Consider the following 24,110-nt stretch of genomic DNA (forward strand, 5'->3'; position numbering starts at 1 on the left):
CACAGACGGATGTCTACTACGGTGCGATCAGTGGAAGGTGCGTAGCCGGAGGCTGTTGGCGACCACGAAGACGCTGGAGAAGGCCATGGCGGCGCCGGCGAGCATGGGGTTGAGCATGCCGAGGGCGGCGACGGGGATGGCTGCCACGTTGTAGGCGAAGGCCCAGAACAGGTTGCTCTTGATGGTGCGAAGGGTCTTGCGGGACAACCGGATCGCGTCGGCGGCGCTGCGGAGGTCGCCGCGGACCAGGGTGATGTCGGAGGCGGCGATCGCCACGTCGGTGCCGGTGCCCATCGCGAGGCCGAGGTCGGCCTGGGCCAGGGCGGGGGCGTCGTTGACGCCGTCGCCGACCATCGCGACCGTCTTGCCCTCGGCCTGCAGGGCGGCGATCACCTTGGCCTTGTCGGCGGGCAATACCTCGGCATGCACGTGTTCGATGCCGACTTCGGTGGCGATCTGCCGGGCGACGGCCTTGTTGTCGCCGGTCAACAGGACCGGGGTCAGGCCGAGTTCGGTGAACCGGGTGATCGCCTGTGCGCTGGTCGGTTTGACGGTGTCGGCGACCACCAGGATCCCGCGGGCCGCACCGTCCCAGCCGACGGCGACGACGGTCTTGCCACCGTGCTCGGCGGCCACCTTGGCGGCGGCGACCTCATCGCTCAGCACCTGTGACCGGTCGGCCAGTAACGCCTCCCGGCCGACGATCACCGACTTGCCGTCGACGACGCCCTGCACACCCCGGCCCGCAAGGTTGGCGAATCCCACGACGACCGGTAGGTCACCGGCCTCGGTGCGGGCACCCGCGGCGATGGCGGCGGCGATCGGATGTTCGGAGGCGTTCTCCAAAGCACCGGCCAGCCGCAGCAGTTCGGCGCGCCCGACTCCCGGCTCGCATACGACGTCGACCAGGGTCATGGCACCGGTGGTGACGGTGCCCGTCTTGTCGAGGACGATGGTGTCGACCTGCCTTGTCGATTCCAGCACCTCCGGCCCCTTGATCAGGATGCCGAGTTGGGCGCCGCGGCCGGTCCCCACCAGCAGCGCCGTGGGGGTGGCCAGGCCCAGTGCGCACGGGCACGCGATCACCAGCACCGACACCGCCGCCGTGAACGCTGCCGTCACCCCGAAACCCGCGCCCAGCCACGCACCGAGGGTGCCGACCGCGATCGCGATGACGATGGGCACGAACACACCGGAGATGCGGTCGGCCAGCCGCTGCACGGGCGCCTTGCCGGTCTGCGCGTCCTCCACCAGCTTCGCCATCTGCGCGAGCTGGGTGTCGGCGCCGACGCGAGTGGCCCGGACCACCAGCCGCCCACCGGCATTGACCGTCGCACCGACCACCCGATCGCCGGGGCCGGCCTCCACCGGCACCGACTCGCCGGTCAGCATCGACATGTCCAGGGCCGACTCACCGGAAACGACGACACCGTCGGTGGCCACCTTCTCCCCCGGCCGCACCACGAACTCATCGCCGACGGACAGCTCATCGACACCGATCTTCACCTCAATGCCGCCGCGCAGCACCGCCACGTCCTTGGCTCCGAGTTCGAGCAGTGCGCGCAGCGCCGCACCGGCCTGCCGTTTGGACCGCTTCTCGAAATAGCGGCCGGCGAGGATGAACATCGTCACCCCGGCGGCGGCCTCCAGATAGATGTTGGAAGCGCCGTCGGACGGCTGCAGCGAGAACTCGAAACCGTGCGTCATCCCCGGTTCGCCGGCATCGCCGAAGAACAGCGCGTACAATGACCAGCCGAACGCGGCCAGCGTGCCCAGCGAGATGAGGGTGTCCATGGTGGCGGCGCCGTGCCGCAGGTTGATCGCCGCGGCCCGATGGAACGGCCACGCACCCCAGACCACCACCGGTGCGGCCAGCGTCAGCGATGCCCACTGCCAGTTGGTGAACTGCCACGCCGGGACCATCGCCATCGCGATCACCGGCACGGTCAGCACGACCGCGCCGATCAGCCTGTGCCGCAACGACTCCAGCTCACGGTCCGCCGGATCACCGGAATCGGAGCCGGACGACACCGGCGCGGGCAGTGTCGCGCCGTAACCCGCGTCCTCGACGGTGCCGATCAGCACCTCCGGGTCGAGTTCGACGGGCGCGATCACCTTCGCCTTCTCCGTCGCATAGTTGACGGAGGCCTGCACACCGTCGAGCTTGTTGAGTTTGCGTTCGATTCGGTTGGCGCATGAGGCACAGGTCATCCCGGTGATGTCGAGTTCATAACTCGACCCGACCTCCGTGGTAGTGGCACTCATCGTGAGACTCTTTCTCTACGAATCGAACTCAGTGTCCGGCACGGTGGGGTGTACCGGAGTCGACGGGCAATCGTCACCGGACCCGTGACCGGCCGCGCCCCCGTGGGAATCGTGCGCACGTTGGTTCCACGAGTGGACAACACTGTCGGGAACGGCAACCGCCGCAACGCCGTAGGCGACCGCGAACACCGCGACGAGCGCGACGGCAAACAGGGCGAGCCGCCGTCCGGTGCTCATCGGATACGCACCGCCGAATACCCCGCCTCATCAACCGCAGCCAGGACCGCGTCGTCATCGATGGCCGCGTCGCCGGTGACGACGAGTCGGCCGGTCTGCGCGCTGACTTCGACGGCGCCGACGCCGGCGACCTCACCGACTTCTTCGCGCACGGACATCTCACAGTGCCCACAGGTCATGCCGGTCACCTTGTACTCGGCCGTGGTCGCGCCGCTCATCGCCATCTCCTCGTCTGCTGTCTCAGACCATCCACGATATACCCCCCTAGGGTATGGGAACAAGGTGCGGGCCGGCGACATTCCCCTAATTCCGGGGGCTACGATGGCTGTCTGCCGGCACGCCCGTAGCCCAGATCACAGAAGGCCCGAAGCGAGGACCCCACCATGACCGACGCACCGCCGGACACCGGCGCCGATCACGCGCCGGAGGCATGTCACTCCAGTACCTGCCATTCGGGCGCCGCACACGGCTACATCGCCGACAAAGCCCGCTACCTCGCCCGCCTCAAACGCATCGAGGGACAGGCCCGCGGCATCCATCGCATGGTCGACGAGGACGTCTACTGCATCGACATCCTCACCCAGATCTCCGCACTGACCAGCGCACTGGAAGGTGTGGCGCTGGCCCTTCTCGACGACCACCTGCGGCACTGCGTGGTCAGCGCGGCCGCACGGGGTGGCCCCGAAGCCGAGGAGAAGCTGCGCGAGGCATCCGCGGCGATCGCCCGGCTCGTCAAATCCTGACCCGGATCCCGCCCGGGCCGATGCGGGGGCAAACGCACAGTAGACTGATCCATCGCGACCGATAAGCAACGCGAAGGTTCTCGTGCAATCCACCCCCCAGACCCAGCCCACCCCCTCCGGACCGGAACCCGCCCGGGACGCCGGGCCGGACGACCGTTCCGAGAAGGGAACCGGTGTCGGCGCCAAGGTCCGCGCCGGGCGCGCCTACACCGCCGACCTGGTCCGGGTCGCGCTGTTCACCGGCGTGGTGATCGCGCACAGCGTCAACGCCATCAACTACGGGCCCCCGGTGACCCGGGCCTCACATCTGGCCGGCACCCTGCTGCATCTGACCCGCTACGGATTCGTGGTGGTGACGCTGTTCGTGCTGGTGCTGAGTATGCGCGGCAAGACGATGACCGCCACCGAGTTCTGGCGGCGCCGGTTCGGGCTGGTCCTGTGGCCGTATCTGCTGTGGACGATCATCTACTCGATCACCGATCACCTGCTCATCCCCGGCAACCCGTTCCCGCACACCCGCACCTGGTTCTCGGACCTGGGTATGGATCTGATCGGCGGTACCGGCAAGTACCAGCTGTACTTCCTGCTGATCTCGATGCAGATCTATCTACTCTTCCCGCTGATCACCAAGATCGTCGAACGCTACGCGGACCATCCCTGGCGGGTGATCGCCGTCGGGGCGGTGATCCAGGTCGGCATGTTCTCGGCATACCAGTACACACCGCGGCCGCTTCCCGTCTTCTGGTCGAACATCCTGCAGCACCTGTGGAAGACCGCGCCGATGTACGCACTGTTCATCGTGATCGGGGCCGTCGCCGCCTACCATCACGAAGCCGTAGAACGGTGGCTGCGCACACACGCGGGGATAGTCGTGGCCTGCGCGCTGGGCTCGGCGGCCCTCAGTGTCACCGCCTATTGGCGGGCGACGACACCCGACGAGGTGCCGTGGCTTGCGAACTCCCCGTGGAACCCGGTGAACCTGCCGTGGCTGGTCTGCGGTTTCGGCCTGCTCTGGCTCGGTGCCACGGTGTGGGACGACCGGCGCAGGGCCGGCCGACGCAGCGCGACGCGGCTGGTGTCCTGGGCGACGATGCGCGCGTTCGGGGTATTCGCCGTACACCCGCTCATCCTCGACATCCTCGGCCGCACCGGGTTCCTCCGCGGCCTGTTCGAGTGGTTTCCCGGGTCACCGGTGACTCGCGCGATCGTGTTGATCGTCACTGTCTTGACGTTGTCACTGCTGCTCGTCGACGTCCTGCTGCGCACGCCCGTGAGCAGGCATCTCGTGGCCAGGCCCCGGATTCCGCTGCCCGGGGAGCGCCGGCTGCGCGAGGCCCGCGCGCGCAGACGGACCCGCGTCACGCCCGATCATTGAATCCAGCGGTCCGGCGTCGGCTGGTATAACCGATGAGGTGACCGACGACGATCAGCTCCGCCGGCGCGCACGCTCACCACATCCCACGACGCGCGCCGCCGTCGGAACCGCGCTTGCAGCGACCGTCGGTGCCGTCGCCATGTGCCTCGGTGCGCCGCATTCGGACGCCGTTCCCCGGCCGACACCGACCCCGTCAGCACCCGCCCCGACCGTACCTGCCGAGCCCGCGCCGGAAACCGGAATGCAGCCGCCGTCTACCGATCCCCAGTTCGCCGGACGGGTTTCGCTGATGACCCAGTCCAGGGTGGGCGTATTGCAGGCCTCGACGATCGTGGCGAGATTGCTCGGCATTCCTACCGGTGCGAACGTTCCGACACCCGAGCAGGACTCCGATCCGGGGCGCCCGCCGACCACGAATGCCGAGGGCGTCGTGATGACGATGTCCAAGTACCGCGGCTGGAACGTATGGCAGATGGCACCGCAGGATGGGCCTGCGTCCGCACCCCCGATCGCCACTCGCCCCACGAGGAAGACGATCATCGCCGTACATGGCGGGGCGTATGTGGAGCCGCCTACGCCGGCGCACTGGGCCTACTACGCGTCGCTGGTCCGGGAAACCGGTGCCACCGTCGAGATCCCGCTGTATCCCGGGGCACTGATCGCCCACGCCGCCGGTGTGATACCGAACATGGCGGACTATTTCTCCGCACAGATCCGCGAACATGGCGCCGAGAACGTGAGCGTGCTCGGCGACTCGGCCGGCGCGGCTATCACGCTCGCGGCAACCCAGGAGCTCGTGCGACGTGGGCAACCCGTTCCCGCGTCGTTGGTGCTGGTCTCGCCATGGCTGGATGCCACGATGACCGACACCGCTCCCGCGCCGTATTTCGACCCGTTCCTCAATGTCGACACCCTGCGCACGACGGGCAAGATGTGGGCGGGCAACCTCAGCACCCGCGATCCACGGGTCAGTCCACTGTTCGGCAGCCTCGCGGGCCTACCGCCGACATACGTGTACAGCGGATCGGTCGACCTGCTCTACAAGGACGCTTTCGCGCTGTCGAGGAAGGCCGCCCAGACCCCGGGTGCCCGTATCTGGTTCGATATGCGGTGGGGTGGCACTCACAACTGGGCGATCAATCCGATGCTGGCCGAGGGCACGACCATGGCACCGATGATCAGCCGACAGCTCCTCGGATGATCGGCTGCGTGAGGCTCTGCGAACGCAGACCGATCCGCGACACGCTCGACAATAGACCGAACGGTCTAACATCGCCTTGTATAACCATTAGCGTGACCAACGAACAGCTCTGCCGCAGCGGACCGCTGCCCGGCCGGACCGTGTCACTCGTGCGCCGCTACGCCGGTACCGCGGTCGGCGTTGTCACCAAGCGCCCCGGTGCAGCACATTCGGACGCGGCGTCCCGGCCGATTCCGGCACCCGAAACCGGAATGCGGCCGCCGTCGGACAATCCAGGGTTCGCCGGACGGGTTTCACTGCTCACCCTGTACCGAGTGAGCACGATGCAGATCATCTCGCTGCTGACGCAGCGGCGACGCGGCAGCGGCGACGCCGACGATACGGCCATCGAACAGCAAGACCCCGGACACCCGGCGAGCACGCAGGTCGACGGCATCGTTATGACGATGAGCGTGTACCGCGGCTGGAATGTGTGGCAGCTGGCACCGGATGTGGGGTCTACCTCCGAGTCCCCGGTCGCCTCCCGCACCACGAACAAGATCGTCATCGCCGTGCACGGCGGCTGTTATCTGCTGCCACCGGTGCCGGAGTACTGGACTTACTACTCTTCCCTGGCCCGTGAGACCGGCGCGACGATCGTCATCCCGCTGTATCCCGGAGTGCCACTCGGTCATGCCGCCGGTGTGGTGCCGAACATGGCCGACTACTTCTCGGAGCAGATCCGGGAACATGGGGCAGAGAACGTGAGTGTGCTCGGCGACTCCGCCGGCGCGGGGCTCACTCTCGCGGCAACACAGGGGCTCGTGAAGCGCGGGGCACCCGTTCCCGCATCGTTGGTGCTGGTATCGCCATGGCTGGATGTCACCATGACCGACGCCGCCCCTCATGTCGACCCGATCCTCGATGTCAGCCTCTTGCGGATCACGGGACGGATGTGGGCGGGCGATCTCGACACCCGTGACCCTCAGGCCAGCCCGCTGTTCGGCAGCCTCGAGGGCCTGCCACCGATCTACGTGTACAGCGGGTCGGCCGACCTTCTCTATCACGATGCTTTCGCGCTGTCGCGCAAAGCCGCACAGACGCCCGGTGCGCGCATCTGGTTCGACATGCGCTGGGGCGGTACGCACAATTGGGCGATGAATGCGAGCCTGGCCGAATGCGCGACGATAACGCCGAGGATCCGTCGCCAGCTGCTGAACACGGCGTCGTGATCCTCGTGCAGGAGGATCCGCGCCCTGTGAATATGCGCGGCTACGCTGCGTCGGAGCCGGTAACACCCTTGAGCAGCTCGGCTTCGGTGTGCTTGATGACGCCGGAGATGGCGGGTTCGATGACCGCACCGAGTGCCCGGCCGGCCAGCCCGCCCGGCAGTTGGTAGTCGAACACCACAGAAAGTTCGGTGCCGGCATCGGCGTCCGCGAAACTCCAGCTCATCGACACACTGAAACCGTCGATCGACTCGAGCGTGATCTGCTCGTTCTCCACCCATTCGGTGCACTTGATCTTGGTGTGCAGCGTTTTGGGGCCCAGCTTCATCGAGGCGTCGAACGTCGACCCAACGCCTGAGGTCTGCTCGGTCAGCGGGTCGAATTTGTTCAACCCGAACATCCAGTCGGGTACCGACCGGTAGTCGTTGACGTAGGCGAATACACGTTCCCGCGCGAACGGTAACTGCGCCTGATGGTGTACCTGCGTCATTGTGGGCTCCTTCAGCGGCCAGGGCAAGCAAGCGCTTGTGATGGTAGCCGAGGCAGTGACGGCATCCGGACACCACCCTCTTTACCAACCTGAATCAGGCATCTGATACGCCACACGGGACATCGGGGTCCGATACGTGTTTTCACCAGCGTCACACTCGGGAAATGCCCTGGGTACGTCACGGCCATAGCGTCGGTAGCCGGATCACCCACCGCACCACAGGAGCTCGGAATGAGTGGCAGCACCTCTCGTCGTCAGGCCATCGAGGCCATCACCAACTACTCGGTCCCGGCGCCGGGATTCACCGAACCACTCGCCGACACCTTCGGCCGCAACGTCTTCTCCCTCCCCGTGATGAAGGCCCGACTGCCCAAGAACGTGTACAAGGCCGTCGCCGCCACCATCGACAAAGGCGAGCCGCTCGACCCCACGCTCGCCGACTTCGTCGCATCGGCGATGAAGGACTGGGCGATCGAGAAGGGCGCCTCGCACTACGCGCACGTCTTCTATCCGCTGACCGGATTCACCGCGGAAAAGCACGATTCCTTCCTCGAACCCGACGGTGCCGGCGCCTCACTCGCCGAATTCCAGGGCAAGACGCTGCTGCAGGGTGAGCCCGATGCGTCGAGCTTCCCCAACGGCGGCCTTCGCGGCACGTTCGAGGCGCGGGGCTACACCGGCTGGGATGTGACCAGCCCGGCCTACATTCTGGAGAACCCCAACGGCAATACCCTGTGCATCCCCACCATCTTCATCTCGTGGACCGGTGAGGCACTCGACAAGAAGACCCCGCTGCTGCGCAGCCAGCAGGCGATGAGCAAGCAGGCCATGCGACTGCTGAAGTTGTTCGGGCACAACGACATCGACACCGTCGTGTCGTACGCGGGCGCCGAGCAGGAGTACTTCCTGATCGACCGCCACTTCTACTACGCCCGGCCCGATCTCACCGTCGCCAACCGAACCCTGTTCGGCGCCAAGCCTTCCAAGGGCCAGGAGTTCGACGACCACTACTTCGGCGCCATTCCCGAGCGGGTGCTGGCATTCATGATCGAATTCGACCGCGAGCTGTTCAAGCAGGGCATCCCCGCCAAGACGAGGCACAACGAGGTCGCGCCCGGGCAGTTCGAGATCGCCCCGGTCTTCGAGAAATCCAACCTCGCCCACGACCATCAGCAGCTCATGATGACCACCATGAAGCGGGTCGCCGAACGCTACGGGATGGTCGCCCTCCTGCACGAGAAGCCGTTCGCCGGCGTCAACGGTTCGGGCAAACACGTCAACTTCTCGCTCGGCAACAACAATCAGGGAAATCTGCTCAATCCCGGCGACACCCCGCACAGCAACGCCCAATTCCTGGTGTTCTGCGCGGCCATCATCCGGGGCGTGCACAAATACGGCGGACTGCTGCGTGCCTCGATCGCCTCGGCCTCCAACGATCACCGGCTCGGCGCCAACGAGGCTCCGCCGGCCATCATCTCGATCTTCCTCGGTGATCAGCTGATGGACGTCTTCGATCAGATCGCCAAGGGCGGCGCCAAGGCCAGCAAGGAATCAGGACTGCTCGAACTGGGCGTCGACACGCTGCCACCGCTCAAGGCCGACGCCGGCGATCGCAACCGGACGAGCCCGTTCGCGTTCACCGGCAACCGATTCGAGTTCCGCGCCCCCGGATCCAATCAGTCGATCGCCGACCCGATGATCGCCATCAACGCGATGCTCGCCGAATCCGTCGACTACATCGCCGGTTTCCTCGAGCGTGAGATCGAGGCGGGCACCGAGTTCCACGACGCCGTCCAGAAGGTTCTCGAAGAGATCATCGTCGAACACGGCATGGTTATCTTCAACGGCGACGGCTATTCGCAGGAATGGCAGGACGAGGCCGCCGGTCGCGGTCTGCTGAATCTGCGCACCACGGTCGACGCGATCGCCCAGTACGACAAACCCGAGATCAAGGATCTGCTGTCGGATTACGGCATTCTCAGCAATCGCGAATTGCTGGCCCGCAAGGATGTCGTTCTCGAGCAGTACGCCCTGACCATTCTGGTGGAGGCCAAGGAAACCCTGGAGGTGGGCAAGACGATGATCCTGCCCGCCGCGATCCGCTATCTGGGCGAGCTGGCGGGTACCGCCGCCGCACTCGCCGCCGCCGGCATCACGACCGAGACCCCGACGCTGCTCACGCTCAACAAGTACGTCAAGGACTTCAACAGTGCCCTCGGATCGATCGAGGAGGCCGTCGACGGGTTCGGCGGCGAGGATGTCGAGGCCGAGGCGAAGTACGCCCTGGACACTCTGATCCCGTCGATGGCCGGCGTACGGGCCATCGCCGACAAACTCGAATCGATTGTGGCCGACGACATGTGGCCACTCCCGACCTACAACGAGATGCTCACGATCCTCTGATCGCGGACACTCCCCACGCAGACGGCGACCGCGCCCACCCCGGGGTGGCAGCGGTCGCCGTCGATGTATGGGCCTATTCGGCCGCTTCTTCCTTGATCTGTGCGATCGCCTTCTTGAATCCGCCCGAGGTGAGCGAGGAACCGGAGACCTTCTTGATGTCGTCGAGATCGTCGAGGTTCTTGCCGATGACAAGCTCATCGATGCCGCCGGCGAACTTCTCCTGGAAGGTCGCCGAGGTGCCATGAGTCTGGCTGCGGTCGAGTTCGAGGGCGGTGACCTTGTTGGACGCGAGCGTCACGGTCACACCGATGGACTGCTCTCCGCCCGGAGTGACGTATTTGCCGGTCGCCGAGTAGGTGCCGTCCTTGTAAGACCCGCCCGAGCCCGAGTCCGCGGTGGTGGAGTCCGTGGCAGTGGTGACCGCGGTGCTGCCTGCGGCCGCGGTGCTGTCCGAACTATCCGAGTCGTCGCCGCAGGCACCTACCGCCAGTCCGACGATCGCAACGGTCGCCGCCAACCCGGATACGCACAGCACGGCCCCGCGCTCAGCCATTTTCGATGAAGTCATGCCAACAGATTGTGCCGTGCCACCATGCCACCGCGCACGCCCACACCACCGATAGCCAGGAAATCCACAGAAAACGGACATACCCACCGGCTCAGCCCTGACCGGCGGCCTTCACCCGGGCCGCGATCGCGTTGACGAACACCGACTCGATATCGGCCGCGGTCTCGGCGATATAGCTGCTACCACCGGTCGCCTCGGAGATCTTGCTCAGCGCGTCGGCGTCGGCATCCCCGGAAATGCCGATGGTGAGCACCAGAACCGGTCGCGCCGGATCAGCGAGTTGCTCGAGGGTGGTGAGCAACTCGTCGAGCCCGATACTGTTCGCGTCCTCGTTGCGACCGTCGGTCATCACGATGACGCTGTTGGAGTACGTCGGGTCGTAACCCGCCTGGGCTTGCTTGTACGCCGCCAGAATGCTGTCGTACAGGCCCGTGCCGCCGCCGAGGTCGTCGGTCATGGCGCGGGTGATCTCCGCCGCGAAGTCGTCGCGATGGGTTCCCCGCGACGACGCGGCGTCGAGCCGGCGGACGGGGAGCAGTTCCTTCCAGTCCTGTCCCGCACCGCCCTTGTTGATCCCGAAGATCCACAGCCCGCCCTGCGTGTTGTTGGGGAACAGCCCGAGCCCCTGCGTCGCCGCCCCGATCAACAGTTTCGCCCGCGTCGAGTCGCCCGCCGGTGCGCGCATCGACCCGGACGTGTCGATCATGAAGATGGTGCGGATCGGGATACCGAGCACCTGCCATTGCCGCAGCGTCTTATCCACCAGCGCCGCATCGCCACCGTCGAGCACGGTCACCTTGGCGCCGAATCCGCTGCCGCCGGGATCACGGAAGGACGAGTTGTGCAACACCTTTCGTCCGTCAACCGAGGATGCCGCCGCCACCAGCTCCTTGCCGGCCGCGGCCGCGTCGTCCTTGCTGCCGCGGCCCGCGGTGTTGAGCAGCGGGTAGTCGAGCATCACCGTGCCGTCGGCAGGTATCGCCGACTTCAGCTTCGATTCGGGGTGACGCCGCTGGAACTGGGAGAACTGCTGTTCGGTGGTGATCACCGGGATACCCTCGACATTGGCCAGGTTCAGGCGCGTGGCCTCGCTGTCGTTGGCCGGGCGCGCGTTGTTCTGCTGGATCGCCAGAATCGACAGAGCCTGGGTCAGCTCGTCCTGCTTCGCGCGCCCCGCCTTCACTTCGGCCAATGCGGCGATGATCGGCGCGTCGCCGGTGGATGTCTCCATCGGACTGCCCATCCGCAGGTCGGGCAGCTTCATCACGTCGATCCACGTCTTGAGCGATCCCAGACCGGTACCCGCCACCACCGTCGGCGACGACGCCAGCGACTCGGTGACGTAGTCCGGCGACTTGCGCACCTGGGTGATGACCCGGCGCGCCTGGGTCTGCGAGTCGGCCACCCACAGCTCCGGTGATTTGTCGTCGCCGCTGGTCAGCCGACCGGGTACGTCGGCACCGGTGACCTCGTCGACGTCGTAGTCGAAGCAGCCGGTGTCGGCGGCGATCGCGGTCAGCGACCGCACCGTCGCGACGACCGTCGGGTCGGCGGCAACCCGCACCGACGTCCGGTCACCGCAGCCGTCGGCGTTGCCACGCCACAGGATCACCCCCGCGACGGCGACGATCACCAGTACCGCCGCCAGCACCACCTGCAGTATCCGGCGCCGCCGGCGCCTGCCGTCGCCCGCGAATCCGAACTCGTCATCGGAGAATCCCATGTCAGGCATCACCTTTCGATTCGGTCAGGATAGCCCGCGGTCAGCGGGCCACCGCCGCAATACGTGCTGCGATCGCCTCGTAGAACACGCCCTTGACGTCGGCGGCACTGCGCTCGATGTGGGTGGTCGCGCCGGTGGCGTCCGCGATCTGCTTGAGCGCGGACGTATCGGCGTCCTCGGAGATACCGATCGTGACCAGCAGCACCGGCCGGGCCGGGTCCTGGCGCTCGGTGAGTCGGGCCAGCAGTTGTTCGAGGCTGATGCTGTTCTCGTCCTCGTTGCGGCCGTCGGTCATCAGGATGACGCTGTTGGAGTAGCTCGGATCGTAGGAATCCTGCACCTTGATGTAGGCGGCCAGCGCGGTGTCGTAGAGGCCGGTGCCGCCGCCCAGCCTGTTGGTCAGCGCATCGGTGGCCGTGGCCACCAGCTTCTCGCGATGGCCCGGGGTGTCCAGGCGTTTGATGGGCGCCAGCTCATCCCAGTCGACACCGGGCCCGCCCTTGTCGATACCGAACAGCCACGTGCCGAGTTCGGCGTTGTTGGGGAACAGGCGCAGACCTTCGAGGGCGGCGTCGATGAGCACGTTCGCGCGGGTCGAATCCCCGATGGTCGCCTGCATCGATCCGGAGCCGTCGAGCACGACGAGCGAACGCATCGGGGTCGCCAGCACCTGCCACTGACGCAGGGCCTTGTCCACCCCCTTCGGATCGGTGATCTTCAGCTGGGCGACCTTGTCACCGATACCGGAGCCGTCGGGAGCGCGGAAGCCGGCGCCGTCGAGCACGTCGCGGCCCTGCTCCGAGGCCACGGCCTCGGCCAGCACCTTGCCCGCCTGCTCCGCATCGCCGCGGCGGGTCTGCCCCGCGCTGTTGACCACCGGGTACTCGAGCATCACGGTGCCGTCGGCGGGTGTCTTGGCCGTGAGTTGCGATCCGCTGTTGCCGCGCAAGAACTTCAGGTACTGCTGTTCGGTGGTCACCGCGAGCACGTTGGAGGTGTTGGCCAGGGCGAGGCGTTGCTGGTCGGTCTCGTCGGATTTGCGCACGTTGTTCTGCGCGAGCGCCATCGCACTCATCGCCTCGGTCAGCTTCTCGGGAGCGATCTTGCCCTTCTGCGCTCCCGCCACCGCGCCGATGATCGGTGCGTTGCCGGTGGCCGAGTCAACGGGACTGCTCATACGCAAGTCAGGCAGGGTGATCACGTCGACCCAGCTGTCGTAGTCCTCGACGGTACGGCCGACGATCACCGCGGGCGTGGCCGCGACGGACGGGGACACCACGGCGAGGGTTCGGCGGACCTGGGTACCGACCCGGCTCGTCTGATACGAGGAGTCGGCGACCCACAGGTCCGGAGACTTGTCGCCGCCGGTGAGCCGGGCGGGGATGTCCTTGCCCGAGACCGATTCGACCGCGAAGGTGTAGCAGGAGTCGTCGCCGGCCTTCTTCGCTATCTCGGCCATCGCCTCGGCTATCGCCGGGTCGGCGGCGACGGTCACCGTGCCGTCGCCACACGAGTCGGCCGCCGATCGCCACACGAGGAGAGCACCGACCAGCATCGCCACCAGCACGACAGCGAGCACGCCCCAGGTCCGGCGGCGGCGACGGGGGTCGCGGTTGGCCCCGAAACCGAAACCGTCATGACCCACGCCGTCATCACCCGGACCGCTGCCACCCAAGCCGTCATGGCGGCGCCCCGCTCGGGCGGCCGGCAGCCTGCCGGTGCCGCTCTCGTCGTCGCTATGTCGTCCCATCGTGTTCTGCTCACCCCCCTTGCAGACCGATCAGTCCGGTCTGCGGCCCGCGCCGACGATCCCCCGTATCGTCGTGACGTCTGCACCCTTGTCGCGATGCGATTATGGCGCCCCAGCCGCCGATCGGTCGTTACTTTGCAGTAAAAACTTTCTGAAACTTCTGAAGGGACGCCGACAGGTCCCCCTCGACCGCCTTGGCCGCCGCCTTACCGGCCGGGCCGATCAGCGCAAGACCACCCAGATCGATGCCGAGCGTCATCGTCGAACCCTCGCCCGACGGCGTGATCGCGACGTCGAGCTTGGCCTTGATACCTCCCTTGCCACTGCCGGAAAGCCGGATCTCGGCGGGCGGGCGGTACCGGTCGATGACCCAGTCGAACTTGACCCGGGCACCCTTGACCGACACGACCGACGTCACCTTGGCCTTCTCACTCAGTACCTCGGGGACGTCGCCTCGCCAGCCGTCGTGCAGCAGGAGCCACTCGTCGAAGCGGGACAGATCGGAGGCTGCCGCCCATGCCTCGTCAACCGACAACTCCAGACCGATCGAACTACTCGCCTTTGCCATGACTGAGCAGCCTAGCGCCCGGCTCACCCGATGTTCACGACCGGGCGGTGAATACGTTGAATACGTTGTGGCCGGAGCGACAACCGCTCCGGCCACAATGAAGAATCCGACGAGTCCGACGACTCTATTCGGGCTTGGACTCCTTGGCGGGAGCGCCCGCGGCCTTGCGGACCGCTTCCTGCGCCTTGTCGACCTGACCTGCGTACTTACCCTTGGTGGCCTTGTCGATGGCGTCGCCGCCCTTCTCGATCAGGTCCGGGTTCTTCTCGATCGCCTGCTTGGCCTTGTTCACGATGCCGCCGAGATCCATCGTCTGCTCCTGTCGTGGTCATTCGGCGTTCTGACGCCGAAAGTTGTGATACTGCACCAGCCTAGTCGCCGGTCGGCAGTTGTCCGGGCGCTGCCCTGGCAGCGAGCACCCGCGCCACGACCTCCACGCACACGATGCCGACCGCGGCCGAGATCGCGCCCACCATCAACTTCTGCGTGTCGGAGACGTCGAGCAGGAACATGTCCTGCGACCACGGGACCAGGAAGATCAGCACATAGGCACCCGCCGACACCGACAGCAGCACGATCTTCCACCAGTTGTACGGCCGGGCGACCACCACCAGCACGTACCAGGCGACCGCGATCAGTGTCAGCAGGGTGGCCGTGGCCGCCTGCGTCTGATCGGGTGTCAGGTCGACCGAATCCTCGGCACCGAGCTGCGGTCCGGTGCCACCCGGGTTGACGATCACGAACGTCACGAACGTGCACAGGCCGACGATGATGCCGTTGGGCACCGCCTGACTGAGCACCCGGCGCACGAATCCCGTGCGGGCGCGCTCGTTGTTGGGTGCCAGCGACAGGATGAACGCGGGCACACCGATCGTGAACCAGTTGGAGATGGTCATGTGGATCGGTTGGAACGGGTAACTGATCGAGTCGATGTCGAACAACCAGCCGATGACGCCGCCGATACCGATGAACAGCGCCAGCAGCACCGCGTACACCGTCTTGGTGAGGAACAGGTTGGAGACCCGCTCGATGTTGCCGATCACCCGCCGGCCCTCACCCACGACGTAGGGCAGGGTGGCGAACTTGTTGTCCAGCAACACGATCTGTGCCACCGACCGCGACGCCGAGCTGCCCGAACCCATCGCCACACCGATGTCGGCGTCCTTGAGTGCCAGCACGTCGTTGACGCCGTCGCCGGTCATCGCGACGGTGTCGCCGCGGCTCTGCAGCGCCTTGACCATCGCCCGTTTCTGGTCCGGACGCACCCGGCCGAAGGTGACGCCGTCCTCCACGATCCCGGCGAGCTCGTCCGGATCGTCGGGCAGGGTGCGGGCATCGACCGAGGTGTCGACGGAACCGAGCCCGAGCGATGCCGCGACCGCACCCACCGAGCGGGCGTTGTCGCCGGAGATCACCTTCACCGAAACCTTCTGGTCGGCAAAGTATTCGAGGGTTTCCCGGGCATCGGGGCGCACCCGCTGCTCGAGGACGATCAGCGCCCGCGGGGTGAGGGTGCCCGGCACGGTCGAGTCGCCGCCCGCCGGGACCGCGGTGTCCACCGGAACGTCGGTGGTACCCAGCAGCAGCACCCGCAGTCCGGTCTCGCCGATCTCGGTTGCGGTACGCGCGATGTCGGTGTCCGGGTCGAGCAGCACATCCGGCGCGCCGAGCAGCCAGTTGCCCTGCGCCGCACCGGAGGCATCGGCGAACGACATGCCGCTCCACTTCTTGGCGGAGGTGAACGGCGCTATCGCCGTCGTCGACCAGTCCGGGGCGTCCGGATAGGCCTCCCCGATCGCGACGACGCTGGCGTTGGGTCGCGGATCGTGTGCGGCGAGCGCTGCGAGAACATCGGCGAAATCGCCGCCGCTGTCATCGACGACGCGGACCTCACCCAGGCGCATCCCGTTCTCGGTGAGGGTGCCGGTCTTGTCGGCACACACCACGTTGACCCGGGCCAGCCCCTCGATCGCGGGCAGCTCGTTGACCAGGCACTTGCGGGCACCCAACCGCACCACGCCCACCGCGAACGCGATGGTGGTCATCAGCACGAGGCCCTCGGGCACCATCGGCACCAGGGCCGCGACCATGCCGAGCAGGGCGCGTTTGAGGCCGTTGTCGCTGAAGAACAGCTGGTTGACGATGGTGAGCACACCGGCCGGGATCAGCAGCCAGGTGATCACCTTGAGGATCTTGTCGATACCGCCGCGCAACTCCGAGGACACCAGCGTGAACTTGGATGCCTCGGCGGCCAGCTGTGCGGCGTAGGCGTCGGCGCCCACCTTCGTGGCCCGGTACGCCCCGGACCCGGCGACCACGAAACTGCCTGACAGGATCTTGTCGCCCGGCTTCTTGTGGATCGGATCGGCCTCACCGGTCAGCAGCGATTCGTCGACGTCCAGCGCCGCGGCGGTCACCACCTCGCCGTCGACGACGACCTGATCGCCCGAACCGATCTCGATGATGTCGTCGAGCACCACCTCGTCGGGGTCGATCTCGGCGGCGACCCCGGACCGGCGCACGACCGGCCGGGTCTGCCCGACGATGGCGAGCGCGTCGAGGGTCTTCTTGGCGCGGATCTCCTGGAAGATGCCGATGCCGCTGTTGGCCACCAGGATCAGCGCGAACAGGCCGTTCTTGAACGACCCGGTGATCGCGACGATCACGAACAGGATGCCGAGGATCGCGTTGATCCGGGTGAACACATTGGCGCGGACGATCTCGGCGACGGTGCGCCCGGATTTGTCGGGCAGCGCGTTGACCTGCCCCGCGGCGACCCGCTCGGCCACCTCATCGGCCGACAGCCCGGGGAACGCCCCTGCCTGTGAAACCGTATGCTGCGTCATCGATACCTCACCCCTGCTCGTGCCTGCATCTGCTCGTGCCGCGGCGATCGCTCACGCCGATCGTTCCCACCACGCGGGATCGGTCAGTCCGTCGCCGGTCCTGCCGACCAGATCGATCCGGCCGCCCGGCGGCGGGATCAGCACCGTCGCGGTGTTGTCCCGCGCCGACTCCAGTACCCGCCGCACCGGATCGGCCCAGGTGTGCCGGGCCAGATTGAAGGTGCCCCAGTGAATCGGCATCATCACCGCGTCACCCACCGACGATCCGGACAGCATCCGGTGCACCGCGATCGCCTCCTCCGGATTGAGGTGGATGTCGGGCCACAACGGATCGTAGGCACCGATGGCAATGAGTGTCAGGTCGAACGGCCCCGACGACGCGCCGGTGTCGGCGAAGCGTTCGGTGAATCCGGTGTCACCGGAGAAGAAGAAGCTGTGCGATGGGCCGCGGACCGCCCAGCTCGCCCACTGGGTGAGGTTGCGATCGAGGAACCGGCCCGAGAAGTGCCGGGCCGGACAGCACGTGAAGGTCAGCGATCCCCCTCGCGCCGTCGTCGAAGTCACCGCCTGCCCCCAGTCGGCCTGCCGGATGCGGTCGGCCGCGATCCCCCACGCGAGCAGGTGGGCGCCGACTCCGACGGGTGCCACGAACGTCACCTCGGGCCGGGCCGCGGCGATCGCGGTGATGGTCTCGTAGTCGAGGTGGTCGTAGTGATCATGACTGATCAGGACGATGTCGACTGCCGGCAACGTGGCCACCGACGCCGGGGCCGGGTGCAGCCGTGCCGGTCCGACCAACTCGCTCGGCGAGCATCGCTTGCTCAGCACCGGGTCGGTCAGGATCCGCACGCCGTCGAGTTCGACGAGCACGGTCGCATGGCCGAGCCAGGTGGCGGCCAGGTCGGCGCGGTCGTCGTCGAATCCCGGTGCGGTGAACGCCGGGGTGAGCACGCGGACCGGGCGCACGGGTTTGCCCGGGCGGCGCAACATCTCCCGCAGCACCGAACCGTCGGTCTCGACCGGCGGGCTCGGCTGCTCCGCGTTGGCGAAACGTCCGTGGCGCAGGTGTGGCGATCCCTCGACGTGCGGGCGGATCTGCTCGCGTCCGGCACCGAGCGCCCGGAGCACCGGGACACCGGCGCCGGCCAGTCTCGTTGCGGCGCCGTCAGCGGCGTCGCGGGTCGCCGACGCGGCACGCCGAGCCACCGCCGACGCGGCGTTCGGTGCAGGGCTCGCTTTCATCCCGCCAACATTAGCGCCGCGGACCGGCGCTCCCCTGTTTCGACCCGTGGATGAACCGGCCGCTCTGCCTGGTCCGGGGCCCGCTGGTAGGCTCACTCAGGCTGTAAGCATGCCCCTGTTCCCGTGAGCGAACACCGCGCCGAGAGTGAACCCATGCCCCGAATGCCCGTAGAGGACCGCCGGAAGGCGCTGGTCGAAGCGGCATTCGATGTAATCGCCGAACACGGCGTGGAGAACGCCACCACCCGTACCATCTGTTCGCACGCCGGGATGCCGCTGGCCAGTTTCCACTACGCCTTCGACAGCCGTGACGACCTGCTCCGGCGCGTGATGCTCACCATCGCGCCGATGGCGATCGACAGTTGGGTCGCCACGATGGTTCCCCCCGCCGACGCCCCGGTCCTGGGCCGGGCGGGCCTCGATGACCACCTTCGGGCCAATTTGGGTATGTTCCGTTCCGTACTCGAATCCGGTCCTGGCCGGATGCGCGCCTGCGTGTCGCTGGCGTTGTACGCACAGAGCCATCCGCCGCTGGCGGCTGCGGCAAAGGAGATGTTCGAGCACTTGTACACCATCGCCGAGCGGTCGCTCATCGAGGCCGCGGACAACATGGGCGTCCATTGGCTGTCCTCGCCCCGTCAACTGGCGCAGTTCCTCGTGGGCACCACCTGTGCCGCCACGCTCGTCTACCTGGCCACCGCCGACACCGCCGCCGTCGACAACATCGTCGACGGTTCGCTCGAGATGCTGATGTCCCATGTGGCCGACAACTGACACGACGACCGCGTGGTGGCGCTCCGACTCCGACAGATACTGGCAGAGCATCGACGCCGCGGTGCGCGAGGAGGGCTGCGACAGTCCCGTCGCAGTGCTCGACCTGACCGCGTTCGAGCACAACGTCGCCGACCTGCGCCGCCGGGCCGGCGGTGTCCCGATCCGGGTCGCGTCCAAATCGATCCGGGTGCGAACGGTGATCTCGGAGATCCTCGCGCGTGACGGCTTCGCCGGGGTGCTGGCCTACGACGTGGCCGAGGCGATCTGGCTGGCGACCGAATCCGGCATCACCGACGTGCTGCTCGGCTATCCGTCGGTGCGTCCGCACGCGCTGCGCTCCCTCATCGCCGACGACGTGGCCCGCTCCCGAGTCACCTTGCTCGTAGACTCCACCGATCACCTCGATGTGGTCGACGCTCTGGTGGCACCCGCCGGGCGTGGCGACGTACGGGTGGCGATCGACCTCGACGCGTCGCTGCGGTTGGGCGGTGGCCGGGTGCACCTGGGCGTGCGCCGCTCCCCCGTGCACAGTCCCGCGCAGGCCCGGTCTCTCGCCGAAAGCATCGAGCGGCGCGCCGGTTTCACCCTCGTCGGGGTGATGTCGTACGAGGCGCAGGTGGCGGGAATGGGCAACGGCGCGGCCGGCAAACCGCTCACCAACGCGGCGGTGCGGCTGTTGCAGCAGCGGTCGATGGCCGAACTCGTCGAGCGACGCGTCGCGGCGATCGGGGCGATCAGCGAGGTCCGCGAACTCGAGTTCGTCAACGGCGGCGGCACCGGCTCCCTTGAGGTGACCGCCACCGACCCGTCGGTGACCGACATCGCCGCGGGTAGTGGGTTTTTCGGTGGTCACCTGTTCGATTCGTACGCCCATTTCCGGCCCGCTCCCGCTGTCGGTTTCGGGCTCGACGTGGTGCGTCTGCCCGCACCCGGCATCGCCACCTGCGCGGGCGGCGGCTGGATCGCCTCGGGCCCACCCGGCGCCGACCGGCTGCCGCTTCCGGTGTGGCCGGCCGGGTTGCGGTATGTCGGAACCGAGGCCGCCGGTGAGGTGCAGACACCGCTGCGCAATGCCGACGGACTGGCCGTCGGTGATCGGGTGTGGTTCCGGCACACCAAATCCGGTGAGATCTGTGAACGAGTCGGCGAGTTGGTGCTCGTCGCCCGAGACGCGAGCGGCTGCGCCCGCGTCGTCGACAGACTGCCCACCTACCGTGGTGAAGGGAAGTGTTTTCTGTGAGCAAGTACTTTTCTGGGAGAAAGGCGCCCGCTCCCCGCTGGCATAATTGGGGCCGCACGGTCAGTTGCGCGCCGAGCCGCACCGAGCTCCCGTCCGACGCGCTGCAGATCTCCCGGATCGTCACCGGGGCTGCCGAATCCGGGGCCACCGTGAAACCGGTCGGCGCCGGGCACAGTTTCACCTCGATCGCCGCCACTGACGACATCCGGCTCGACCTGCGCAACATGCGCGGCCTGTCCGGGGTCGACACCACACGCAAGCAGGTCACCCTGTACGCCGGCACACACCTGCACGAGATCCCGGGATTGCTTGCGCCGCACGGACTTGCGATGGCAAACCTGGGAGATATCGACCGGCAGACCATCTCCGGGGCCATCTCCACCGGAACCCACGGCACCGGACTGGGTTTCGGCGGTATCGCCACCCAAATCGTCGGCGCCAAGCTGGTCACCGGCACCGGTGAGATCCGCACGGTCTCCGCCGGCGACGACGACCTGCGCGCGGTCGCCCTCGGCCTCGGCGCGCTGGGCGTGCTCGCCGAGGTCACGGTGCAGTGCGTCGACGCCTTCTGCCTGCGCGCCGAGGAACGCCCCAGGACCGCCGACGAGGCATTCGGCACGTTCCTCGATGAGGTTGCCGCACAAGACCATTACGAGTTCTACTGGTTCCCGCACACCAGCCAGACCCTCACCAAGACCAACACCCGGCTACCCGCCGGCACCGACCCCGACGGTCCGGGCAAGGTGCGCCGGTACGTCGATGACGAACTGCTGAGCAACAAGATGTTCCGGGCGCTGTGCGAGGTGGGCGTCAAGGCGCCCCGCCTGGTCAAGCCCATCAACCAGCTGACCTCGCGCGCGCTGTCGGCCCGCACCTTCACCGATGTGTCCACGGGTGTCTTCACCTCCTCGCGCAACGTACGATTCGGCGAATCCGAATTCGCGATCCCGCTCGAAGCCGTTCCCGAAGCACTGCGGGATCTGCGGAACATGATCGACCGCAAGGGTTTCCGGGTCAGCTTCCCGATCGAGGTGCGGGCCGCCGGCGCCGACGACCTGCTGCTGTCGACCGCGTCCGGCCGCGACAGCGGCTATATCGCCGTGCATCGGTATCACCGCGACGACCCCGCCGACTCGGCCGCCTACTTCGCCGGTTTCGAGGCCATCATGGTGGGCTACGGCGGCCGTCCGCACTGGGGCAAGCTACACACGCGCGACGCGTCCTACTTCCGGGAGGCGTATCCGGGTTTCGAGGAGTTTCTTGCCGTCCGCGACCGGTACGACCCGGATCGGGTGTTTGCCAACCCGTATCTGAAGAAAGTCTTGGGATAGGCCGTCACAAACCCCACCAATAGCCCCCGGCATCGCAATAATCTCCTCGCCGAGGCGTATTGGTGGGGTTTGTGACAGCTCTCCATCGCATATCGGCCGTGAGAGGTTCACGCTGCATCATCGTCACCTGCCGGTGACAATGGAGTGATGCGTCATATGCTCGACCAACTCATCACCGACCTGCCCGCAGGCCCGATCAGCCTGGCCCGGATCGTGTCGGCCACCGGTTCCGCGCCCGGTGCCGTCGGCACCGCGATGCTGGTCAACGCATCGGGTGCGGTGAGCGGGGCGTTGTCGGGCGGCTGCGTGGACGCCGCCGTCGTCGACACCGCGCAGCAAGTGCTGGCAACCGGCGAAGCTCTGACCGAGGAGTTCGGTGTCGACGAGTCCGGCGGGCTCGGCGTGGGACTGCTGTGCGGCGGCACGATCGAGGTGTTCGTCGAGCGTGTCGAACCGTCGCGGCTGGCGATGCTGACGAGACTCCGAGATGCGATTCGGGACGGTGTTCCCGCATCCCTGGCCACGACGCTCTCGGCCACACCGCAGTGGCATCTGGTGTCGGGGCATCTGGTGACGGCCGGCCCAAAACCGGGCAGGTCCCGATCGTGGCTGGGCCTGGACCTCGACATCGACGACCTGCTGGCCGCCGGACGATCCGGTATAGTCGGCTTTGCCGACTGCGATGATCGTGACGGAAAGAGCCGCCGGCCCCGCACGCTGGTACAGACCTTCGCCCCGCCGCGCCGGCTGATCCTGGTGGGCGCCAACGACTTCGTCCGTGAACTCGCGGTCCTGGGCAAGCAGTTGGGGATGCGGGTGAGCGTCGTCGACGCCCGCCCGGTGTTCGCCACAGCAGCCCGATTTCCGGCCGCCGACGAGGTGGTCGTCGACTGGCCCGACCGCTACCTGCGCCGGGAGATCGGTGCCGGACGCATCGGCGCTTCGACGGCCGTATGCGTGATGACCCACGACACCAAGTTCGACGTGCCCGCGCTGACCGTGGCCCTGCGTTCGGCGGTACCGCTCGGCTTCGTCGGCGCGCTCGGCTCGCGCCGTACTCACGACGACCGCCTGCGCCGCCTGCACGAAGCGGGCCTGTCCGACTCAGAACTCGCGACGCTGCACTCGCCTGTCGGCCTGGACCTGGGCGGCCATACCCCCGCCGAGGCAGCGGTCTCGATCGCCGCCGAGATCATCGCCGAACGCACCCACGCCACGGGGCGGCCGTTGCACGCGCTGACCGGCCCCATTCACCGGACGCCCGGCCCGCTGGTTCAGGTGTGAAGCGACCCGGCGCCGGGATCTGGGTCAACGGCCTTTGAAGACCGGCTTGCGCTTGGCCGCGCGGGCCGCCCGGCCCTCCTCGATGTCCTCGCTGATCCAGCAGCGTTCCATGGCCTCCACCCGCTCGGGGGCCGGCTTCTCGCGGGCCTCGGCGTTGAGCACCATCTTGTAGTGCTGCAGGGTCAGCGGGGCCAGTTCGGCGATCTCGGCGGCCCATGCCTGCGCGGCGGCCAGATCGCCGATGCGGTTGGTGAAGCCGAGTTCGAGGCCGCGCTCGGCCGACAGGGTCTCGCAGCCGATCAGGAGGTTGCGGGCCTGTCCGGCACCCACCAGCGTGACCAGCCTGCGGATGGTCCATTCATCAACGGACACACCTAGTTTGGCGGCCGGAATGGCCACCAGGGTGCCGGGTGTGAGCACCCGCAGATCGGCGGCCATCGCCAGTTGCAGCCCGGCGCCGATGGCGCCCCCGCTCACGGCGGCGATCACCGGTACCGGCACCGATTCGATCTTCTCCATCAACGTCATCACGCCGTCGAGGAAGCCGAGATCGTAGACGGGCCCGGTCAGGTCGGCGCCGGCGCTGAACACGGGCCCGCGTCCGGTGAGCACGATGGCGCGGGCATCCCCGTCGACCGCCGCACTGAATGCGTCGGACAGGCCCGACAGCATCTCCTCGTTGAGCGCGTTGCGCTTTTCGGCGCGATCGAGCTCGATGGTCACCACGGCATCTGTCCGGCTGCTACGAATCATGCACGCAGCCTACCGAGGTGAGCGTCGCCTTCGCCGACCGGCGCACCGGCCGATCAATCGAGTAGGAGGGCCGGGTTTCCCGGCCCTCCTCTCACACCACCGGACGTGC

At 67.3% G+C, this 24,110-nt stretch carries 21 protein-coding genes; 9 read left to right on the forward strand and 12 right to left on the reverse strand.

The annotated features are described in order from the left end of the window. Positions 1–27 precede the first annotated feature (27 nt). From Q0627_RS20675 to Q0627_RS20685, 3 genes are read right to left on the reverse strand one after another with little or no spacing between them, the layout of a single operon-like run. Positions 28–2,265, reverse strand: coding sequence for a cation-translocating P-type ATPase (locus tag Q0627_RS20675; RefSeq protein WP_298812461.1), 2,238 nt, complete (start codon positions 2,263–2,265; stop codon positions 28–30). Between the two features lie 15 nt (positions 2,266–2,280). Continuing rightward, positions 2,281–2,502 carry a hypothetical protein gene (locus Q0627_RS20680; protein WP_298812464.1) on the reverse strand — a complete coding sequence of 74 codons (222 nt, stop codon included), beginning with the start codon at positions 2,500–2,502 and terminating at the stop codon, positions 2,281–2,283. Beyond that, the gene (locus Q0627_RS20685) at positions 2,499–2,720 is read right to left on the reverse strand and encodes a heavy-metal-associated domain-containing protein (RefSeq protein ID WP_291012761.1); all 222 of its coding nucleotides are present in this window, start codon (positions 2,718–2,720) and stop codon (positions 2,499–2,501) included. Before Q0627_RS20685 ends, Q0627_RS20680 begins: the two co-directional genes overlap by 4 nt. A gap of 165 nt (positions 2,721–2,885) precedes the next feature. Between Q0627_RS20685 and Q0627_RS20690 the strand changes: the two genes are divergently transcribed. From Q0627_RS20690 to Q0627_RS20705, 4 genes are all read left to right on the forward strand, one after another. Beyond that, positions 2,886–3,245 (forward strand): metal-sensitive transcriptional regulator, encoded by a 360-nt coding sequence (locus tag Q0627_RS20690; protein ID WP_291012758.1) that lies wholly within the window; start codon positions 2,886–2,888, stop codon positions 3,243–3,245. A gap of 82 nt (positions 3,246–3,327) precedes the next feature. Beyond that, positions 3,328–4,620 (forward strand): acyltransferase, encoded by a 1,293-nt coding sequence (locus Q0627_RS20695; protein ID WP_291012755.1) that lies wholly within the window; start codon positions 3,328–3,330, stop codon positions 4,618–4,620. 37 nt (positions 4,621–4,657) lie between these two features. Next, a complete protein-coding gene (locus Q0627_RS20700; protein ID WP_298812467.1) occupies positions 4,658–5,821 on the forward strand; it encodes an alpha/beta hydrolase fold domain-containing protein in 1,164 nt (387 codons plus the stop codon). 92 nt (positions 5,822–5,913) lie between these two features. Beyond that, complete coding sequence (locus Q0627_RS20705) at positions 5,914–7,032, forward strand: alpha/beta hydrolase fold domain-containing protein (RefSeq protein WP_298812469.1); 1,119 nt, start codon at positions 5,914–5,916, stop codon at positions 7,030–7,032. 40 nt (positions 7,033–7,072) lie between these two features. Here the strand turns inward: Q0627_RS20705 and Q0627_RS20710 are convergent, their stop codons facing one another. Beyond that, positions 7,073–7,519 carry an SRPBCC family protein gene (locus tag Q0627_RS20710; protein WP_291012103.1) on the reverse strand — a complete coding sequence of 149 codons (447 nt, stop codon included), beginning with the start codon at positions 7,517–7,519 and terminating at the stop codon, positions 7,073–7,075. Positions 7,520–7,750: 231 nt separating this feature from the next. Between Q0627_RS20710 and Q0627_RS20715 the strand changes: the two genes are divergently transcribed. Next, positions 7,751–9,922, forward strand: coding sequence for a glutamine synthetase III (locus Q0627_RS20715; RefSeq protein WP_298812473.1), 2,172 nt, complete (start codon positions 7,751–7,753; stop codon positions 9,920–9,922). Positions 9,923–9,995: 73 nt separating this feature from the next. On the opposite strand, the gene Q0627_RS20720 is transcribed toward Q0627_RS20715, so the two are convergent. From Q0627_RS20720 to Q0627_RS20750, 7 genes are all read right to left on the reverse strand, one after another. Beyond that, on the reverse strand, positions 9,996–10,490 hold the full coding sequence (locus tag Q0627_RS20720; protein WP_298812476.1) for a calcium-binding protein: 495 nt from the start codon (positions 10,488–10,490) through the stop codon (positions 9,996–9,998). 91 nt (positions 10,491–10,581) lie between these two features. Then, entirely contained in the window at positions 10,582–12,213 is a 1,632-nt protein-coding gene (locus Q0627_RS20725) for a VWA domain-containing protein (RefSeq protein ID WP_298812478.1), read from the reverse strand. Positions 12,214–12,253: 40 nt separating this feature from the next. Next, the gene (locus tag Q0627_RS20730) at positions 12,254–13,963 is read right to left on the reverse strand and encodes a substrate-binding domain-containing protein (RefSeq protein ID WP_298812480.1); all 1,710 of its coding nucleotides are present in this window, start codon (positions 13,961–13,963) and stop codon (positions 12,254–12,256) included. 130 nt (positions 13,964–14,093) lie between these two features. After that, the gene (locus tag Q0627_RS20735) at positions 14,094–14,531 is read right to left on the reverse strand and encodes an SRPBCC family protein (RefSeq protein WP_291016190.1); all 438 of its coding nucleotides are present in this window, start codon (positions 14,529–14,531) and stop codon (positions 14,094–14,096) included. A 124-nt stretch (positions 14,532–14,655) separates the two neighbouring features. Beyond that, positions 14,656–14,841, reverse strand: a complete 186-nt coding sequence (locus Q0627_RS20740; protein ID WP_298812485.1) for an antitoxin — start codon at positions 14,839–14,841, stop codon at positions 14,656–14,658. Positions 14,842–14,902: 61 nt separating this feature from the next. Then, positions 14,903–17,377: an HAD-IC family P-type ATPase gene (locus Q0627_RS20745; RefSeq protein ID WP_298812488.1), complete on the reverse strand. Its 2,475-nt coding sequence runs from the start codon at positions 17,375–17,377 to the stop codon at positions 14,903–14,905. A gap of 51 nt (positions 17,378–17,428) precedes the next feature. After that, positions 17,429–18,619: an MBL fold metallo-hydrolase gene (locus tag Q0627_RS20750; protein ID WP_291016193.1), complete on the reverse strand. Its 1,191-nt coding sequence runs from the start codon at positions 18,617–18,619 to the stop codon at positions 17,429–17,431. Positions 18,620–18,772: 153 nt separating this feature from the next. Here Q0627_RS20750 and Q0627_RS20755 point away from each other — a divergent pair, with 153 nt between their 5' ends. The 4 genes from Q0627_RS20755 to Q0627_RS20770 all read left to right on the forward strand — a co-directional run bounded on the left by Q0627_RS20755 (position 18,773) and on the right by Q0627_RS20770 (position 23,248). Then, positions 18,773–19,393 carry a TetR/AcrR family transcriptional regulator gene (locus tag Q0627_RS20755; protein WP_291016194.1) on the forward strand — a complete coding sequence of 207 codons (621 nt, stop codon included), beginning with the start codon at positions 18,773–18,775 and terminating at the stop codon, positions 19,391–19,393. Beyond that, entirely contained in the window at positions 19,377–20,633 is a 1,257-nt protein-coding gene (locus Q0627_RS20760) for an alanine racemase (RefSeq protein WP_298812491.1), read from the forward strand. The genes Q0627_RS20755 and Q0627_RS20760 overlap by 17 nt, the downstream gene beginning before the upstream one ends. Beyond that, complete coding sequence (locus tag Q0627_RS20765; protein WP_298812493.1) at positions 20,630–21,964, forward strand: D-arabinono-1,4-lactone oxidase; 1,335 nt, start codon at positions 20,630–20,632, stop codon at positions 21,962–21,964. Before Q0627_RS20760 ends, Q0627_RS20765 begins: the two co-directional genes overlap by 4 nt. 147 nt (positions 21,965–22,111) lie before the next feature. Further along, a complete protein-coding gene (locus Q0627_RS20770; RefSeq protein ID WP_298812495.1) occupies positions 22,112–23,248 on the forward strand; it encodes an XdhC family protein in 1,137 nt (378 codons plus the stop codon). A 24-nt stretch (positions 23,249–23,272) separates the two neighbouring features. On the opposite strand, the gene Q0627_RS20775 is transcribed toward Q0627_RS20770, so the two are convergent. Next, positions 23,273–24,001: an enoyl-CoA hydratase gene (locus tag Q0627_RS20775; RefSeq protein ID WP_291016198.1), complete on the reverse strand. Its 729-nt coding sequence runs from the start codon at positions 23,999–24,001 to the stop codon at positions 23,273–23,275. Positions 24,002–24,110: the final 109 nt, after the last annotated feature.

This window comes from uncultured Gordonia sp. (genome assembly GCF_937858515.1).
Classification (GTDB): Bacteria; Actinomycetota; Actinomycetes; order Mycobacteriales; family Mycobacteriaceae; genus Gordonia.

Coding starts and splice junctions, on each gene's coding strand:
- Q0627_RS20675 (WP_298812461.1), bottom strand. CDS start 2,265: ATGAGTGCCACTACCACGGAGGTCGGGTCGAGTTATGAACTCGACATC.
- Q0627_RS20680 (WP_298812464.1), bottom strand. CDS start 2,502: ATGAGCACCGGACGGCGGCTCGCCCTGTTTGCCGTCGCGCTCGTCGCG.
- Q0627_RS20685 (WP_291012761.1), bottom strand. CDS start 2,720: ATGAGCGGCGCGACCACGGCCGAGTACAAGGTGACCGGCATGACCTGT.
- Q0627_RS20690 (WP_291012758.1), top strand. CDS start 2,886: ATGACCGACGCACCGCCGGACACCGGCGCCGATCACGCGCCGGAGGCA.
- Q0627_RS20710 (WP_291012103.1), bottom strand. CDS start 7,519: ATGACGCAGGTACACCATCAGGCGCAGTTACCGTTCGCGCGGGAACGT.
- Q0627_RS20715 (WP_298812473.1), top strand. CDS start 7,751: ATGAGTGGCAGCACCTCTCGTCGTCAGGCCATCGAGGCCATCACCAAC.
- Q0627_RS20720 (WP_298812476.1), bottom strand. CDS start 10,490: ATGACTTCATCGAAAATGGCTGAGCGCGGGGCCGTGCTGTGCGTATCC.
- Q0627_RS20725 (WP_298812478.1), bottom strand. CDS start 12,213: ATGGGATTCTCCGATGACGAGTTCGGATTCGCGGGCGACGGCAGGCGC.
- Q0627_RS20730 (WP_298812480.1), bottom strand. CDS start 13,963: ATGGGACGACATAGCGACGACGAGAGCGGCACCGGCAGGCTGCCGGCC.
- Q0627_RS20735 (WP_291016190.1), bottom strand. CDS start 14,531: ATGGCAAAGGCGAGTAGTTCGATCGGTCTGGAGTTGTCGGTTGACGAG.
- Q0627_RS20740 (WP_298812485.1), bottom strand. CDS start 14,841: ATGGATCTCGGCGGCATCGTGAACAAGGCCAAGCAGGCGATCGAGAAG.
- Q0627_RS20745 (WP_298812488.1), bottom strand. CDS start 17,377: ATGACGCAGCATACGGTTTCACAGGCAGGGGCGTTCCCCGGGCTGTCG.
- Q0627_RS20750 (WP_291016193.1), bottom strand. CDS start 18,619: ATGAAAGCGAGCCCTGCACCGAACGCCGCGTCGGCGGTGGCTCGGCGT.
- Q0627_RS20755 (WP_291016194.1), top strand. CDS start 18,773: ATGCCCCGAATGCCCGTAGAGGACCGCCGGAAGGCGCTGGTCGAAGCG.
- Q0627_RS20760 (WP_298812491.1), top strand. CDS start 19,377: ATGTGGCCGACAACTGACACGACGACCGCGTGGTGGCGCTCCGACTCC.
- Q0627_RS20770 (WP_298812495.1), top strand. CDS start 22,112: ATGCGTCATATGCTCGACCAACTCATCACCGACCTGCCCGCAGGCCCG.
- Q0627_RS20775 (WP_291016198.1), bottom strand. CDS start 24,001: ATGATTCGTAGCAGCCGGACAGATGCCGTGGTGACCATCGAGCTCGAT.